The organism is Bradyrhizobium sp. USDA 4501 (genome assembly GCF_054062115.1).
On sequence record NZ_JBSSEX010000001.1, the window covers coordinates 2,143,173 to 2,158,134 of the forward strand.

The following is a 14,962-nucleotide window of genomic DNA, read 5'->3' on the forward strand; positions in this document are numbered from 1 at the left end:
TGACGACACTACAGGCTCAACAGCCTTGCAGGACCGACCGCGGATTAAGACGAATTGGGGGAGTTTCCAAAATGTCAACTTCGCTTGTCTGTTCGGCCAATTCCGCCGCTCTCGCCTGCGATTTCGTTTCGCTCGTGCGGTTTGGCGCAATCGCTCCTGCAGGCGGCGGGCTCGGCCCACAGATGCATCAGCGCGCTGCCAAGGCTTTCAACCTTGTTGGAAATCGCAGAGCTCTTGCCGACATACAGGGTCTTTTGAACGGTGTCGCCGGCGGAGATGCGCGGCAGGCCGCCTATCCGATGACGATAGACCGGCAGACATTGATCGCCTGCCACTATGCTCCACCCTGGCATTTCCGACTTTTCGAATTCGCGTCAAAGCGGCCGCCTCTCGGATCCACCGAGCTTCATGGTCAACCGTGACACGCTCAAGTCCTGCCGAGGATGGACGAGAGGCAATGAATGCGAATTCTCCTGGTTGATCATCATGCGGACTTTGGCCGCGCCGTGAAGGAAGCGCTCTTGAATTGCGGCTTCGCCGTTGATGTGACGCGCACCCTGGATGAGGCGTCGGCCGCGCTGGAATGCGCGAACTACCACATGGTCCTGCTCGAATCTGTCTTGCCCGACGGAGACGGACTGGACTGGCTGAAGCAGTTACGGCGCGAGGGACGATCAATGCCGGCGATGATGATGAGTAGTCTCAATGATCTCAGCCGCCGAATTGCAACTTTCAATGCAGGTGCGGATGATTTCCTGCCCAAGCCCGTGTCTATCGACGAACTCATCGCCCGCATGCGAGCTATTCTGCGGCGGTCGACGCAAATGACGGCGCCGGTGGTGACATTCGGCAATCTGCATTTCGACCCGATCGCAAGGCAAGTCTCGGTTGGCGGCCGGATACTGAGAATTGCGCGGCGCGAAGTCTGCATTCTCGAACATCTGCTCAACCGCGCCGGCCGCACCGTACCGCGCACATCGTTGGAAGATAGCTTGTATGCGTTTGACGACGAGGTCTCGACCAATGCGCTGGAAGTCGGGATCTATCGCTTACGCGCGCATTTGAACCAGGCCGGTGCGACGCTCAGGATCAAGACCGCGCGCGGGGTCGGCTACACCCTTGAACTCGTCGGCGCAGCATCGGCTGCCTAGCAATCTAACTTGAAAGCAACAATCCCTTGAAGGTCGTCAAGAATGCTGCCGGCGCCAGTTTGCCGCCGATGGTCATCATCTCGCAACGCTCTGCCGCCCTGCCCCGCTTGTGCTACGCCCTGTGCGGACTTGCTCTGCTATTTCCACTTGCTGGCGCAGCCGAGACAAAACGGGACGGCAAAGGAGAGCCGCCACGTGCGGCGCCTGGCAGCACCACCGGCACGCTCAACCTCACCTCCTCACAGGGCAAGACGGTTCATCTGAACGCGCCGGCAGCGAGCATTTTTGTTGCCGACCCGGCGATCGCCGATTACCAGGCGCCATCGAGCAGCACGATATTCGTATTCGGCAAAAAATCCGGACGAACCAGCCTGTTCGCCTTGAACGAGAACGGCGAGGCTCTCGCCGAGCTGCGCGTCGTTGTCACCCAGCCGATCGAGGACCTGCGTGCCACGCTGAAAGCTGAGATCGGCGATTATCCGATCCAGGTCAGCTATACCCCACGCGGCGCAATCCTTGGCGGTACGGCTCCCAACGCCGATATCGTCGAGACGGCCAGGAAGGTGACCGAGCAGTTTCTCGGTCCGGGTGCGCTGGTCGTCAACAAGATCCAGGTGGCAGGCTCGCTGCAGGTGAATCTGAGTGTGCGGGTGGCAGAAGTCTCCCGCAGCGCCGTCAAGGACCTCAATATCAACTTCACGGCTTCCGGTCCGAACGGCGCTTTCCTTGTCACCGGAAAAGGTGGCGGTTCCGGGCCGGCCCGCGGCGGCGGCACGATCGGCATCGGGTACAGCGCTGGCAATACCAACCTGAGCGCGGTTCTCGACGCACTCGCCAGCGAACACCTCGCCTCGATCCTGGCTGAACCGAACCTGACCGCCATGTCTGGGGAATCCGCAAGTTTTCTGGCAGGTGGCGAATTTCCAATTCCGGTGATGCAGGACAACCGGCAAGTCTCGGTCCAATTCCGACAATTCGGAATCAGCCTGGAGTTCGTCCCGACCGTCCTCAGCAATAATCAGATCAATATCCATGTGAAGCCTGAAGTCAGCGAACTGTCGAAAGAAGGCGAGGTCAGCGTCAACGGAATATCGGTACCCGGTCTCTCCACGCGTCGTGCCAGCACTGTCGTCGAGCTTGCCAGCGGCCAAAGCTTCGCCATTGGGGGGCTCATCAGGCGCAATTTCAGTACCGACATCGGCACTTTTCCTTGGTTAGGAGATGTTCCGATTCTTGGTGTGCTGTTTCGCTCCTCTTCTTTTCAGAAGCAGGAGACTGAACTGGTCATCATTGTCACTCCCTACATCGTCCGACCGGGATCTGGCCCGGGCAAGATGAGCGCTCCAACTGATCGCATCGGGCCGCCTTCGGACGCAGGGCGCACCCTGACCAATACGCTGGCTGGTTCATCGAAGGGCCGTGAGGCGGCGCCCGCCACGGCCAGATCGGGTGCAACCATCGGTGCCGGCTTTATCATTGAATGAGGACTGCCAATGACCTTGCGACACCTATGTCTTTTGATCGCAGTTGCGGCTGCCCTTGGCGGATGTGCAAATGGTGCTGCGATTTCTTCCGGACCGACTGGACAAGCGGCTCGGGTGGAGCAGAAGACCAGTGTCCTGCTGCTTCAAAATCTTCGTCGCAACGAGAGGTACAGCCTGCGGGATTTCATTGCCAATGCCAGCCGCGGCCGGCGCGATGCACTCCAACTCGACGTCGCCGGCTCACCGCGGCTCGTAGCGCAGGTTGCCCATGAGGCGCGCGCGATGGGCATTGCCCCCTACAATATCCGCCTGTCCGCCTCTCCCGTCGATCTACCCGCACATTTCGGGGTCCGGATCGAGGCAATTACCTACGAAGCACATCCTGCGGTCTGTCCGCCGCTCGCTGTCGCCGGCCCTTCTCTAGGCGACAATTCGTTCGATCCGACGCTTGGCTGCTCAGTTCGTAATAACCTTGCAGTCATGGTCAACGATCCTGGCGACCTGCTAGGCAATGGCGCCGTCATGCCGACCAGCGGTGATCGTGCAGTGCTTCCCATCACAGTCCGCGGGCCCGCGGCGACGGGCAATCGCAGCAATTTGGAGGATGGAACCCAAAACAAGGGGGCGCCAGAAACCCAATAATATCCGGCCAGGACCAACGACGCTGGGCACTCTGGTTTCCATATCAGTCTTGCGATGGGCGGACGAGGCTCCTGGCATCCTGTCTTTGCTCGGCCGTTGTTTTTGGATCGCGCAGCTTGTACCAGGTTCTGCGACAATAGGGGCTTTGACCGTAGGTCTGAGCGTATCGACGCTATACAAGACCGGCGGCAAACACCGCCTTTGCGACCCTCTCGAAACAATCCATCGGAACGGCCTTGCCCATCGCACCTTTACGGATCAGCTGACGCGCCAACACATGATCCTCGACAATGCTCAGACGCTGGGCCCGCGCCTGCGCCAGTAACTGTGACGCCACCTCGCCTTCACCGCGGCACACCAGGACCGGGACGCCTGTCTCGCCCCGAACGTAGCGCAGCCCAATCACCGTCGCCGGCCCACTCAGTATTAGTGTTGCCCGGTGGATTCCCAGCGGAGACTCGTTCGCCGACTCGCGACGGATCCTGCGGTGTTCACCCTTGATGTGCGGATTACCATCCTGTTCCTTGGACTCGCGCTTGGCCTCGCTCTGCGTCATGCGCATGTCGCGCAGGAATAGCCAACGCTGAATGAGCAGATCGGCCAGCCCACCAATCAAAAAGGCGCCGGCAGCAATCGTTATCAGTACTTTCAGCTCGTTAATGACAAAACCAAGGCAGCTTAAATCGCACACCGGCAAATAGACCAGAGCCCTCCAACCTGCGAGCACAGTGAAGAGGAACGTGGCACCAAGAACCAATACTTTGACGAGGGACTTTCCAAGCTCCACAAGCGAGCGCTGGGAGACAATCCGCTTCAGCCCTTTGACCGGATCCAATTTCTCAAAGCTAGGTTTCAGTGGCTCGACGGAAATCGTCAGCCCGCCGTTGGCCAAGATGCCGGCCAAGATGGCCGCAACCAACGCCGCACCCAGAATGGGGGCTACGGCTGCCATAGAAAGGTCCATCAATCCGACCAAGGCCTGCCGGACCGCACTGTTGAATGGCTGGCCCTGCAGCTTGTCGATGAGCCGCACCGCTTCGCGCCATCCGTCTTCGATCGGGCCTGCCCTGAAGCACAGGCAGCCGAAACCAGCGCAGAGGCTTGCCGCGGTCACAAAGTCGGCGCTGCGCGGGCTCTGCCCTTTCTTACGCGCGTCCCTCAGCTTCTTGTGACTCGGTGGAAGCTTTTTCTCTTCACTCGTATCATTCATTTCAAGAACTTCTCGAGCCACTCCAGCACACCGTCGAACTGAACGATCTCGGCGCCCATATATTCGATCAGGAAGACGGTGTAGCTCACCATGATGATGCCAAAGGCAGCATTCTTGATGGTCGGAGAGAGATCGTTCAGCTTGATTTGCGGCGCAAAGCGCCCAAGCAGCATGAGGGATACGTCAATCAGAAGCAGCAGAGCCAGCACAGGCCCGGCCACCACGAGCGTCGCATGCATGATATGGTCGAGAAGCTTGATAAATTCCATTGCCCCCTGCTGGGTCAGGGGCGGTAGCAGCCGATACACGGGCCAGATCAGATAACTCCCGTAAAGGCATCTGACCATTGTCTGCAGGCCTCCCGATACGACGAAGATCGTAACCGCCGCAGTTCCGAGAAAGAGCCCCATTGCGGAGGTTTGGCTGCGTGTCGCGGGATCGTCTACCTGACTGGAGATGCCGCGCTGGGTATCAATGATGTCACCAACGGCTTGGATGCTCCAAAGTGGTATGCTGAGCAGAAAGCCGAACAATAGGCCGATAAATATCTCCTTCACACCGAGGAGCGCGACCGCAATCATACGGGTGCCGGGATCCAGCGCCTGCAAGCCGCTCTTGACTTGCATCAAGCAAGGCAATCCAATTACAACCGTCGCGCTTGCGCGGATCATCCCGCCAATGTGCGGCCGCGTGAATACCGGATGAACCAGCATAATGCCAAGCGCACGGGCCGCGCTAAGTCCAGCCGCAACGACGAATTCGACGGCAGTCTGAACCAGACTTTGCGTCTCGGTGGGTGACAACGCATCCATTTGAGCTCAGCTCACCGCTCGCTTCAAGCTAATCTAATCGCCCGGGCGCCTCGCCATTATGCGAGTCGTCAACTCTGCTGGTCATCTACCTCGTGTCCGAGCGGCTGCAAATCGACATACCTAGCGCTAGGGCCACGTCACTTGCGCTTCCACTCTCCGCAGCCACGGCTGTCCACCAATAAGGTATGACCATCTCAATGATAGGCCCCCCCGAATAGCGCCGTTACCGGGCCAGCAAGCCAAGCTCCTTTGGCTGTCACCGGCCCGTAGGGCGGTTTCTGGTGACCTGGAGCTTCGGAGCTTGCATCAATTCAACAGTTCGCGGCGATCGGTCTCGGCCGGCACTTCATCGCGGCTTGATCCATCAGATCGTCAAAACCCTGCGCCCACTTGAGATCAAATCGGTTCGCCTATCCACCTAGTTAACAACTCGCCAGGTTATGCATCGAGGGCCAGGCCTCACAGCAGATCATTTCATCGTGGAGCCAGACTCGAATTGAGTGGATGGCAATTTCAGATGAGGTCATTCCTCCTTCGAAGGCCGATCGAGCCGAACAGGACAGTCCGGACATCTATCTGTCCCATGATAATGAGGCGAGCTTTCGGTAAGCTGACGAAACTCGTCTCTTCCATGGTTCAAAATGAGGACAGACAAGCGCGACGCCATAGCTGCAGGCTTGGTCCGCCTTGCGTTCCCCGCACTAATACCTCGCTGTGAGCGCCGGGAACTCGGTGAAGATGTGCTGTGCTTGCTCGATCAGTGGCGCGCTCAGCACCGGGGCAAACAGAACGAGAACCGCGACGACGACGAGGAGCTTCACTGTCAGTGGCAAGGTTTGATCCTGGAGCTGGGTTGCTGCCTGCACGATGCCGATACCCAGTCCGGCCACGAGCGCTGCCAGGAGCGGCGGAAGAACCCAGATCATGAACAGGACAAGTGATCGGCTCAGGTGGGTGAGGATGCTGGCTTCGTCCATCTCAACCTCCGGGGGATGCGTAGCTTAACACCAGTCCGTGCATGAGCCGCGACCAGCCGTCGATTGTGACGAACAGAAAGAGCTTGAAAGGAACGGATATCATTGTTGGTGACACCATTGACATGCCCATGGCCATCAGAATTGTCGTCACGATCAGGTCGATCGTGATGAACGGAAGGTAGAGAAGGAAGCCGATCTCAAATGCACGCTTAAGTTCCGAGATCAAAAACGACGGCACGAGAATTGCCAAATCATCGGCTGTTGCGTTGCTGCGCATCTCGTCCGACCAGATATGTTCCGTCGATGACAGGAAGAACGTGCGCTGCTCCTCAGTGGTGAACTTTTTGAGGTGGGCGCGCAGCGGCTCGCTGCCCTCCTTAGCGGCGGTCAACCAGTCGTCGGCGGTTTGGTAGCGAAGTTGCGGATCGGTCACGCGGTTGTAGGTCTGCTCGAACACTGGAGCGCCTATGAACACGGTAAGAATCAATGCAGCGCCATACAGAACGATATTCGGTGGTATGGACTGAGTCCCGAGCGCGTTGCGAACCAGGAACAGAACGATAGAAACCTTTATGAAGGCGGTCGTTGTGACGACTGCGAACGCCAGCAGGCCAAGGCCGACCGTCGCCGCAAGAAGCGCAAGGATGCTCGGTTGAATGTCAACCATTGACCGCCAACCTGCTACGCAACCGGATCCCAAGCGCCTCACCGATGCGCACGATGTCGCCCCGGCCGATCAATTGACCGTTGGCTACAATATCGACCGCACCGTCCAGGGACCGCCCAAGTTCGAACACGTGTCCCTCGTTGATGCTTCTCAACGTACCCAGCGGGATAGGCCAGCGGCCGCATTCGAACACAAGCGTGATCTCAACACTGTCGATGTCGGCTTCCGAGGGCGGGATTGCTTGTTCCGTTTGGGGGCGTATCGTCATATTTACATACCTTAGAGGATGGGGCTGCAGGCGGAATGGTCCGCGAAGGACAAGTCTGTCGTCCACGGCCTGCGCCGGCGCCCACAACTTGTCCGCCGTGAGGATCAGCTGGCTATGGGCAAAGGGAATGACGTCGGGCAGCAGTGCGTCGCCGGGCTGTGCTTGGCGAAGTAGCCTGACAGGCGCCCGCAGCGAGCCGATCTCTGTCTTAAGCACGACCGGAAATTCCGACGAAATCTTGCCTTGCTCTCGCGGTAATTGACCAATCAACTCGCCTAGCAAGCGAAACGCAGAAGGAATCAGACCGTCAAGCGGCGCGAACAAGAACAGGCGAGCCTTTCCCGCCAGCGCTCCGATGGCAACATCGAGCTCCAGATAGGGGTCTTTGGCCGTTGCGTCTTCGATGCGGATCAGCTGCACATTCGATGCGAGAACGTTCTCTAATCCAGCGATCCAGGGTTCCAGTGCGAGCTCGAGAACGAGCGAGCGGGTTGGGTCGGAAGGTAACGTAAGGCCCTGCTGGACCGTTGAAATCAGTGTCTCGACGAGAAGACGAGGCAAGGACAAAACAGCTGTCTCGCCGCCGGCGCAAAATACGCAGTCGAGCATCGACATGTCATATGGCTCCGCCTGCCAGACAAGCCGGCTCACACGGATGGATAGTGGCTTGTCGCCAAGGCGGCTCTGCAAGATGGTACGCCGTGCGGCAATCTCGTTGGCCCACGAGACCACTTCATGCGCCAGCTTCACCGCTGGCTGAAATAGTGCGGGTTCAGCCACGGCGCTTACCGACAGGTTGCACAGGCGCAGTTCGCGACGTCATAACAGAACCAGCCATTAGAACGCCCCGCCGATCGTCTGGCTGCGCGAACCACCCTGATATCGGAGCAAAACCTCATCGTCGGCGTCGATTTCGGCCGCAGACTCCGAACGGACGGCGCTCGCGCGCTGGACATTGCCCTCAATCTCTTGCCATTTCTGGCTCGCCGCCGAACGCCCGGCCCATAGTGCCCGCGCCTCACTCACCGCCCGCTGTGCCTCCTCATGCGCGATGCGTGCCTGCTCAAGCGCCTGACGCGCCGATTCGATCTCTGCTGCCAGTCGCCCAATGACGAGTTGACACCGTCGATCGAGCTCGGTCACGGACGTTGTCTCGAGCTGCGCCAGTTCCCGATAAAGTTCAGCTTCGACCTTGGCGCGATGCTTCTGCGCGGCTTCAAGACCCTCAGACGCCCGCTGCAGCGCATCGGCTGCAATTCGGCGCTTGGCTTCCATGTTCGACAATTCACGAAGCGCGCTTCGCTCCCTCATGTCTTTCACCAGCCGCAATTTCGACGCTTGCACGGGATTCAGGCCGTGAGACGCGACATCCATGAAACGGTCTCCTCAAAGCTGGACGGCTCGTCCTGTCCCTGGCGCAAGAATGCGCGCAGTTCCTCGATTGAATCGATTGCCCGATCAGTCAGTGGGTCGCTGCCGGGCTTGTATTCACCGACCTTGATCAGAAACTCAGCCTCATTGTAGCGCGAGAGCAGATCGCGGAAGACGGAGGCCGCCTTGCGATGTGGCGCGGAGGCGACCGCATCCATGACACGACTTCGGCTCGACAGCACATCGATGGCGGGAAAATGCTCGCGCGAAGCCAGCGCGCGCGAAAGAATGATATGACCATCAAGAATGCCGCGCGACTCTTCGGCAATCGGATCGCCCGTGCCGTCACCTTCGACAAGCACTGTATAGAATGCCGTGATGGAGCCCCGCTCTCCCATACCGGCACGTTCCAACAGACCGGGCAGCAGCGCAAAAACGGAAGGAGGAAAGCCGCGTCGGGTGGGAGGTTCTCCCGCGGCGAGGCCGATTTCGCGCATCGCGCGGCTAAAGCGCGTCAGCGAATCCATCATTAGCACGACCTGCAGTCCTTGATCCCGAAAATACTCCGCGAGTGCGGTCGCCATATGAGCGCACTGCGCCCGCTCCATTGCGGATCGATCGGATGTCTCAACGACAACGATCGTGCGCGCAATGGCATCTCCAATATGACGTTCAATGAATTCACGCACCTCGCGGCCGCGCTCTCCTATGAGTGCAACTACGGTGACATCAGCGGCCGCCCCTTTTACAATTTGCGACATCAGCGTCGACTTACCGCACCCAGCATCTCCATAGATTCCGATCCGCTGACCTTCGCCACACGTCAGAAGCCCATCCAACACGCGAACGCCGAGAGGAAATGACTGCTCGATGCTACGCCGTTTCATCGGGTTGGGTGCCCTGCCGCGGAGCGGACAAGTGTGGACCGTCTTTATAGGCCCCTTGCCGTCGAGTGGACGGCCGAAGCTGTCGATCACGCGACCGAGCAGGCCGGGCCCGACCGACACTTCCTGCATGCGCCCGGTCGGGACCACTTCCGCGCGGTGTGACAGGCCCACCATATCGCCGATAGGCGTCAGCAGAACCCCATCCGGCAGCAAACCGATGACTTCCGCCTCAAGCGCCCATCCGGATGCGTGATCCTGCAACAGGCAAAGTTCTCCGACACGGGCCCCTGGTAATACGGCATGAAGTAACGTGCCGATCGCCCGCGTGATCCGTCCCCGCACAGCGCGCGTATCGACATCCTTTGCTGCGGACCTTACAGATGCTAGCGCCGCATGCAAATCTCCTTCTCCGGCTGCTTGATCAGGGTCTGATCGTTGCATCGTCACGATTCGCCTTCCTGAGAAGATGGATCAAGGCTGAGACGCAGTTTGCGGAGCTGTGCGGCAAGTCCTAAATCCACATTGCCAAACTCGCTCCACAGAACGCACTGGTCAGGCCCCATAGCCGGGTCCGGATCAATTCTGACTTTCGGCCGACCATCCGTCCCGTCGAACGCCTGGAATTCATGTCTTAGTGCATCAGCGTTCACAGGAGACACGTGAAGGCATACTTCTGCGCTGCCATATCTTTGCTCGACGGCGTGACGAACGGTCCTTACCAGCATCTCGCCGGGATCAAAGGAGCCCAGCAGGTCGGTCAATATCTCAAGAACGAGCTGTGGCAACTCCTGTTGCAGAACGGCTTTTCGCCGGGCCACATCGGAAGCAGCTCGGGCGATCAGCTGTGCCATTTCATCCGATCCTGACCTAAGACCCTCGCTGTGGCCGCGCTCCCGCTCTTGCTGATGGGCTTTGCTTGCCCAGCTGCGAACCTGCCGCAGATAGCGGTCGGCTAGCGCACGCGTCTGCACCGCATCGTACCAGATGCCGAGTTCCGCGGCTGGTATGAGTGGACCAAGCGGCCTTATCCGTGGGCTATCTGGCCGGGCTATTTCATCGGCCGTCATGCCGCTGGCGCCTCGCTGGCCAAGTGGGCTACCACCAAAGACAGCAAACGACTCGCTGCGTTGTGGTGTTCGGCTGCTGGGGATTCGGCGGCGGTCCCCACAGGTAAACGGAAAAGGACGCGCACACGGTCAAGCTCTGATGCGTCCTTGAGCCAGGCACCAAGGCAGGCATGTCCGTCATGTTCAATCTGGCTCGATAGTTTATGCGGATCGACAATCGATGTGGTCGCGACTGCGCCAGATAAGTGTCGGATTGCGAAAGCATGTGCTTCCGCACCAATATTTTCGGTCAGAATCGCCACATCATGCTTTGACACAAGCTTCAGCACCGAACGGGCATGCCAGATACTGCCAGCGAGCAAGGCCGCCCGACGCGGATCATGCCCGAACAGAACGTCCCTGCCCCAGTCAGTTACATTCGATGCCAGTTCACTTTTCAGCAGCAATTCGGCCAGTCTTTGCTGCAGCCTCGGAGTCTTCTGCAACTGAAGCACTGTGGCCTCCGACAGGAGCCCATCAAGATGGCCGGCCAAACGGCTGGGATGGATCAAGACGGCAAGCTCGCGCAGGCGATCGGAATGCGCGTTGAGTGAATGATTTTTGTCGAGGGATACCATCTATACGGACCTGAATGTCCGCCTATTTCGCATCGGCGGAGAGCTTTTTGCCAGCGGACTGGACCGCTGGCTTGCTAGCACCACTGCCGAGATTTATCAGCTTACGCCAGGATTGGCGAAGTTGCCCCCCGCGTGCGCTCAGCAGCAGGCAAGATACGATGCCCAATACGGCGAGCGCACCTCCTGCGCCGATCGCAATGGGAGCCGCAACGAACCTGCTTGGCTCGTTTGAAGCTGCCGCTGGTGTAACCGAGACCTCATGCTGAGTCCGCTCAACGGGCACAAACACGACCGCCACCTTGTCGTATGATAGACCTTCGATGCTGTTGGCGACGAGCATCTTGATTTGCGGCAGCAAGGCTGAGAGCTTCGCGCTGGAGGCGTGCCGAATGAAAACCGACGCCGAGGACGGGGTTGCATCCTGCCGCAGAAGATCATTCTTCGGCAGAACGACATGAACACGGGCGGAGAGAACCCCATCAATATCGTTGATCGTGCGCGACAATTCTTCACTTAGGGCATAGACGTAGCGAGCCCGCTCCTCGACCGGAGAGGCAACGAGCCCCGACCCCTTGAACACCTCACCAAGGCTCTTGAAGGGCTGGCGCGGCAAGCCCTGGTCATTTAGCAACTCGATGGAATAGGCGAGCTGCTTTTTCTTCGACCTGAATGGTGCTCGTCCCATCCTTGCCGACGACCCGGATGGCATCTACGCCCCTGCTCAGCAGCAGCCCAAGCATCTCGTTGGCGTCCCGCTCCTGAACTTTGGTATACAGATCCGTTTTGCAACCGGTGAGGATCGGTAAAAGCAGCAGCAGAACAAGAGCATGAAGCCGCTTGCTCGCGGGCCGACCGTTACCGATCTCACCTTTCGTCAAGACAGCCAACGGCTCGCTCAGCCTGCTGATAGAAGTTTATTCAGAGATGAACTGACGGCACCTGTACCCTTGGAGATGAGCGAAACCTGGACGACGCCGTTGTAAACATCGCGCAAATTCGTCAACGCCGAATCGAAATGATCAGCACCTTCCGGCTTGCCCGCCGGATGCACCTCGACTTGCTGCGGCCGCAGGAGCGGTTGCGCGGCCGGCCCAAGCTGGAAACTCTTCGCAGGATCAAGGTCGCCGACGAGCGTCGGCGAAACTGCACCTCCAGGAAATGGTTTACCCTGGTGGATAGCAGAAATGCTCTGAAGGACGCGATCGCCAAGCGGGCTTGCCGGCGTGACTGCGCGCTGCACTTCCGGCACCGATGACACTGGCGCGCGCTCGGTCACAGAAGAGGCGCCCCCCTGTTTCAAGGCGGCCTGCGTGAGACTCTCGTGAAACTGAGCGTCTGCCAGCGAACAGCCGCTGGATGCACACTCGACGGGGTTGGCGGAGACCGACGCAATTCCAAGCAACATGGGAGAAATCATTTCTGTCACGTGGTGAGATTAGCCATTCGCTCGCATGAATGGGCTGGCACCCTAGAGACGCAAGCTGACCAAAAGCTGACGAGCATCTGTCATCTAATGATCACGGTTGGCTTCCAATTTCGGGCGAAGCGTCGGCCTCCAAATTTTGGGACGAATTCCGGTGCTTGGTCTTAAGTAGAAGAAAATCGCTGGAATGCTCATCCCGTCTACAAGGCTGCATATCTTGAAGAAAGTTCTCTATCTTGCTGTTTTCATGTGCTTGGGCGCCATCAAGGCGCTCGGCGCCCCGCTGGCGCTGCCGTCGACGCCGTATAGTTACACAGTGCTGGATCAGGACCTCGCGGCCGCGCTGCAGGAGTTCGGCAACAACCTCAATATCAGAGTCAATATCAGCACCGGGGTGAAGGGACGAATTCGCGGGCGAATGCCGGATCTCCCACCGCGGGAGTTTCTCGAACGGTTGATCAATCTCTACAATCTTCAGTGGTACTACGATGGGCTGGTGCTCTACGTATCTGATGCGCATGAGGCGCAAAGTCGCCTTCTGATACTGGATCCGATCAGCTTTGACGCGCTCAAGGCGGCACTCGATGCACTCAACATCTCGGACGAGCGCTACATCGTGAGAGCCGTGCCGGGAGATGGGCTCGTCTTCGCGTCCGGTCCACCTCGCTTTATCGCGCTTGTGGAGCAAACACTCAAAGGAATGGTGACGGAGGCACAGGCGCGACGAAACCCAAACGGAGCCGAAAAGCCACCGCATGAGTCGGTCTTGATGCTGTTTCGCGGATCTTCCAGCGTGGTCGTTCGCGGAGGACGCCCCAATGACGCTCCTTCGCCCGAGCTTTCACATCAAGACGGCATGGTTCACGCACCTGATACTGGCAAGAAATGAACGGATGTAGCAGATGGGTTGGAAGAGATGTAATTTCTACTCTACTTATGTCCTCTGTCAGCTTTTCGAAAGCTGCTGCTGTCATGATTAGAGGGCGGCTGTCCAGCGGCGATGCCGCAAGACAGGCGATAAACGTCCGGGCCCGCACCACGGATGCTCGAGCCGGAAAGGACAAGCAGTATCCGTGACCTGCTTTGCATCCTTAGCGCTTCATGCGAGCCTTTGAAAAGCTCTAGGAAGTCCGTCATGAACTTCGCCGCATCGGTTGAGAGCCGCTTTGTTGTGCAAAAGGTAGGAACAGGATGGACTTCAATGCGCTAGGCGGAGCAGACAAGAGCCCACCACCCCGCTCGGCCTCATCGCCAGCCGATCGAAGTGAGTTTGAGCGTGAACTGATGGCATTGCATGAAATGCCCGAATACAACCAGGACCTGATTTGGCAGGAGCTGGGAGGCCAATCATCGCGCGGCGAGCCGTCATTGATCGACGGCGAGCAGTCCAATTCCCAACAAGCGGCCGCTCAAGATCGCGCGGACTCCTCCGATTTCGGCAAGGACCCTGTTTGGCAAGATCTTGAGCCTGGACTCATGCAGGCGGGGTCGCCTCACGCCGGACGGTCCCAAGGGCGGCCCGCGCTGCCCGCACGCGTCGCGCCGCCGGAACTTGGCGATTTCGTCATGGCGAACGGATATCCCGCCAGGGACAACTGGGTCTTCATCGGCCAAACAGCTACGCCTGCTCAGATCGAAATGCTGAGAGGCCGTGACGTCATGCCGAGCAGAAATGTCCGGACTACAACGTTCACCATCCTGGGTGTGCCTCACACGGCGCAATGGCGAGCAGAAGGGTTCATTCGTCTCGAACCGTCGCTGGACGCCGCCCTTGGGCCCGCAGGTTCGAGCGAACACCCGCCAGGTGACGAAGCACAATGACATTGACAGATGCAGAGGTGCATCTGAGATCCGAGGTGTCCGGAGTACCATGCACCGCTCAACTTTTTGGGCGATGGATTGATTCGTGCGGCCACCCCAGCAATCTGATCCGATCATGCTGCATCGCCCCGATCGGGCAGACGCCAACAACTTGTTTGACACGCAGGCGCGAGCTGGCTGAGCGCTGGTGAGTTGCCGAGAGATGTTGCGGAACCCGCGATGTGTTGCATGAATCAGCGCACGCGAATCCTGCGAAGAGCGGCAGACTCGTTGACCTGGCTGTCGCAGAGGCGAGCGACCGAGCACCGAAGCAAGCCGATGCCGAATTGAGGACCCGTCGCCGCCTTGAGCGACGTCATTTCTCAACTCATTGTGAAATCCTTTGAGCGCCGTCAGCTTCTCGAAAGCTAATCGCTCCTACCATACGGCGTGAATATCTAGACGGCGATATGCCTATAGATTGTAGCCAAACTGAGCGCTGGGAGCGCTGTGCAATCGGAAGCAAGCGGTAGGAGCCATTGAAGCCTATCGACCTCTCTTGCTCGTTGTTCGCCGCGATCTCAGG

General features: G+C 58.7%; 16 protein-coding genes and 1 pseudogene. 5 read left to right on the plus strand and 12 right to left on the minus strand.

From position 1 onward, the window contains the following. Positions 1 to 74: 74 nt before the first annotated feature. On the minus strand, positions 75 to 335 hold the full coding sequence (locus tag ACVWZM_RS09615; RefSeq protein ID WP_253624694.1) for a hypothetical protein: 261 nt from the start codon (positions 333 to 335) through the stop codon (positions 75 to 77). 126 nt (positions 336 to 461) lie between these two features. Between ACVWZM_RS09615 and ACVWZM_RS09620 the strand changes: the two genes are divergently transcribed. From ACVWZM_RS09620 to ACVWZM_RS09630, 3 genes are read left to right on the plus strand one after another with little or no spacing between them, the layout of a single operon-like run. Continuing rightward, entirely contained in the window at positions 462 to 1,151 is a 690-nt protein-coding gene (locus ACVWZM_RS09620; protein ID WP_163152289.1) for a response regulator, read from the plus strand. Between the two features lie 26 nt (positions 1,152 to 1,177). Next, positions 1,178 to 2,635: a type II and III secretion system protein family protein gene (locus tag ACVWZM_RS09625; protein ID WP_456852895.1), complete on the plus strand. Its 1,458-nt coding sequence runs from the start codon at positions 1,178 to 1,180 to the stop codon at positions 2,633 to 2,635. A 9-nt stretch (positions 2,636 to 2,644) separates the two neighbouring features. Then, positions 2,645 to 3,277, plus strand: coding sequence for a CpaD family pilus assembly lipoprotein (locus tag ACVWZM_RS09630; RefSeq protein ID WP_456852897.1), 633 nt, complete (start codon positions 2,645 to 2,647; stop codon positions 3,275 to 3,277). Positions 3,278 to 3,449: 172 nt separating this feature from the next. Here ACVWZM_RS09630 and ACVWZM_RS09635 read toward each other — a convergent pair whose 3' ends face one another. From ACVWZM_RS09635 to ACVWZM_RS09685, 11 genes and pseudogenes are all read right to left on the minus strand, one after another. Next, on the minus strand, positions 3,450 to 4,487 hold the full coding sequence (locus ACVWZM_RS09635; RefSeq protein ID WP_456852899.1) for an EscU/YscU/HrcU family type III secretion system export apparatus switch protein: 1,038 nt from the start codon (positions 4,485 to 4,487) through the stop codon (positions 3,450 to 3,452). After that, positions 4,484 to 5,299 (minus strand): type III secretion system export apparatus subunit SctT, encoded by an 816-nt coding sequence (gene sctT / locus ACVWZM_RS09640; protein WP_456852901.1) that lies wholly within the window; start codon positions 5,297 to 5,299, stop codon positions 4,484 to 4,486. The genes ACVWZM_RS09635 and sctT overlap by 4 nt, the downstream gene beginning before the upstream one ends. A 701-nt stretch (positions 5,300 to 6,000) precedes the next feature. Then, entirely contained in the window at positions 6,001 to 6,276 is a 276-nt protein-coding gene (locus ACVWZM_RS09645) for an EscS/YscS/HrcS family type III secretion system export apparatus protein (protein WP_025038819.1), read from the minus strand. A gap of 1 nt (position 6,277) precedes the next feature. Further along, positions 6,278 to 6,943, minus strand: coding sequence for a type III secretion system export apparatus subunit SctR (gene sctR / locus ACVWZM_RS09650; protein WP_456852903.1), 666 nt, complete (start codon positions 6,941 to 6,943; stop codon positions 6,278 to 6,280). After that, positions 6,936 to 7,991, minus strand: a complete 1,056-nt coding sequence (sctQ, locus tag ACVWZM_RS09655) for a type III secretion system cytoplasmic ring protein SctQ (RefSeq protein WP_456852905.1) — start codon at positions 7,989 to 7,991, stop codon at positions 6,936 to 6,938. The genes sctR and sctQ overlap by 8 nt, the downstream gene beginning before the upstream one ends. A gap of 57 nt (positions 7,992 to 8,048) precedes the next feature. Further along, on the minus strand, positions 8,049 to 8,585 hold the full coding sequence (locus ACVWZM_RS09660) for an HlyD family secretion protein (protein WP_253624700.1): 537 nt from the start codon (positions 8,583 to 8,585) through the stop codon (positions 8,049 to 8,051). Then, on the minus strand, positions 8,561 to 9,910 hold the full coding sequence (gene sctN, locus ACVWZM_RS09665; protein WP_253626046.1) for a type III secretion system ATPase SctN: 1,350 nt from the start codon (positions 9,908 to 9,910) through the stop codon (positions 8,561 to 8,563). Before sctN ends, ACVWZM_RS09660 begins: the two co-directional genes overlap by 25 nt. A gap of 2 nt (positions 9,911 to 9,912) precedes the next feature. Next, positions 9,913 to 10,536 (minus strand): type III secretion system stator protein SctL, encoded by a 624-nt coding sequence (sctL, locus tag ACVWZM_RS09670; RefSeq protein WP_456852907.1) that lies wholly within the window; start codon positions 10,534 to 10,536, stop codon positions 9,913 to 9,915. After that, a complete protein-coding gene (locus ACVWZM_RS09675; RefSeq protein ID WP_456852909.1) occupies positions 10,533 to 11,153 on the minus strand; it encodes a nodulation protein NolU in 621 nt (206 codons plus the stop codon). Before ACVWZM_RS09675 ends, sctL begins: the two co-directional genes overlap by 4 nt. A 22-nt stretch (positions 11,154 to 11,175) precedes the next feature. Next, a pseudogene (sctJ, locus tag ACVWZM_RS09680) lies at positions 11,176 to 12,016 on the minus strand (type III secretion system inner membrane ring lipoprotein SctJ). Positions 12,017 to 12,048: 32 nt separating this feature from the next. Continuing rightward, positions 12,049 to 12,570: a nodulation protein NolB gene (locus tag ACVWZM_RS09685; protein ID WP_253624703.1), complete on the minus strand. Its 522-nt coding sequence runs from the start codon at positions 12,568 to 12,570 to the stop codon at positions 12,049 to 12,051. Between the two features lie 253 nt (positions 12,571 to 12,823). Here ACVWZM_RS09685 and ACVWZM_RS09690 point away from each other — a divergent pair, with 253 nt between their 5' ends. Both ACVWZM_RS09690 and ACVWZM_RS09695 read left to right on the plus strand, forming a co-directional pair. After that, positions 12,824 to 13,465, plus strand: coding sequence for a secretin N-terminal domain-containing protein (locus ACVWZM_RS09690; RefSeq protein WP_305884428.1), 642 nt, complete (start codon positions 12,824 to 12,826; stop codon positions 13,463 to 13,465). Between the two features lie 395 nt (positions 13,466 to 13,860). After that, positions 13,861 to 14,397: a hypothetical protein gene (locus tag ACVWZM_RS09695; RefSeq protein WP_456828186.1), complete on the plus strand. Its 537-nt coding sequence runs from the start codon at positions 13,861 to 13,863 to the stop codon at positions 14,395 to 14,397. Positions 14,398 to 14,962 lie beyond the last annotated feature (565 nt).

What these genes read in the sequence shown, in the direction of transcription:
- sctN (WP_253626046.1), bottom strand. Translation starts at nt 9,910, where the DNA reads ATGCAACGATCAGACCCTGATCAAGCAGCCGGAGAAGGAGATTTGCAT.
- ACVWZM_RS09695 (WP_456828186.1), top strand. Translation starts at nt 13,861, where the DNA reads ATGGCATTGCATGAAATGCCCGAATACAACCAGGACCTGATTTGGCAG.
- ACVWZM_RS09675 (WP_456852909.1), bottom strand. Translation starts at nt 11,153, where the DNA reads ATGGTATCCCTCGACAAAAATCATTCACTCAACGCGCATTCCGATCGC.
- sctL (WP_456852907.1), bottom strand. Translation starts at nt 10,536, where the DNA reads ATGACGGCCGATGAAATAGCCCGGCCAGATAGCCCACGGATAAGGCCG.
- ACVWZM_RS09645 (WP_025038819.1), bottom strand. Translation starts at nt 6,276, where the DNA reads ATGGACGAAGCCAGCATCCTCACCCACCTGAGCCGATCACTTGTCCTG.
- sctT (WP_456852901.1), bottom strand. Translation starts at nt 5,299, where the DNA reads ATGGATGCGTTGTCACCCACCGAGACGCAAAGTCTGGTTCAGACTGCC.
- ACVWZM_RS09620 (WP_163152289.1), top strand. Translation starts at nt 462, where the DNA reads ATGCGAATTCTCCTGGTTGATCATCATGCGGACTTTGGCCGCGCCGTG.
- ACVWZM_RS09630 (WP_456852897.1), top strand. Translation starts at nt 2,645, where the DNA reads ATGACCTTGCGACACCTATGTCTTTTGATCGCAGTTGCGGCTGCCCTT.
- ACVWZM_RS09660 (WP_253624700.1), bottom strand. Translation starts at nt 8,585, where the DNA reads ATGGATGTCGCGTCTCACGGCCTGAATCCCGTGCAAGCGTCGAAATTG.
- ACVWZM_RS09685 (WP_253624703.1), bottom strand. Translation starts at nt 12,570, where the DNA reads ATGATTTCTCCCATGTTGCTTGGAATTGCGTCGGTCTCCGCCAACCCC.
- sctR (WP_456852903.1), bottom strand. Translation starts at nt 6,943, where the DNA reads ATGGTTGACATTCAACCGAGCATCCTTGCGCTTCTTGCGGCGACGGTC.
- ACVWZM_RS09635 (WP_456852899.1), bottom strand. Translation starts at nt 4,487, where the DNA reads ATGAATGATACGAGTGAAGAGAAAAAGCTTCCACCGAGTCACAAGAAG.
- ACVWZM_RS09690 (WP_305884428.1), top strand. Translation starts at nt 12,824, where the DNA reads ATGTGCTTGGGCGCCATCAAGGCGCTCGGCGCCCCGCTGGCGCTGCCG.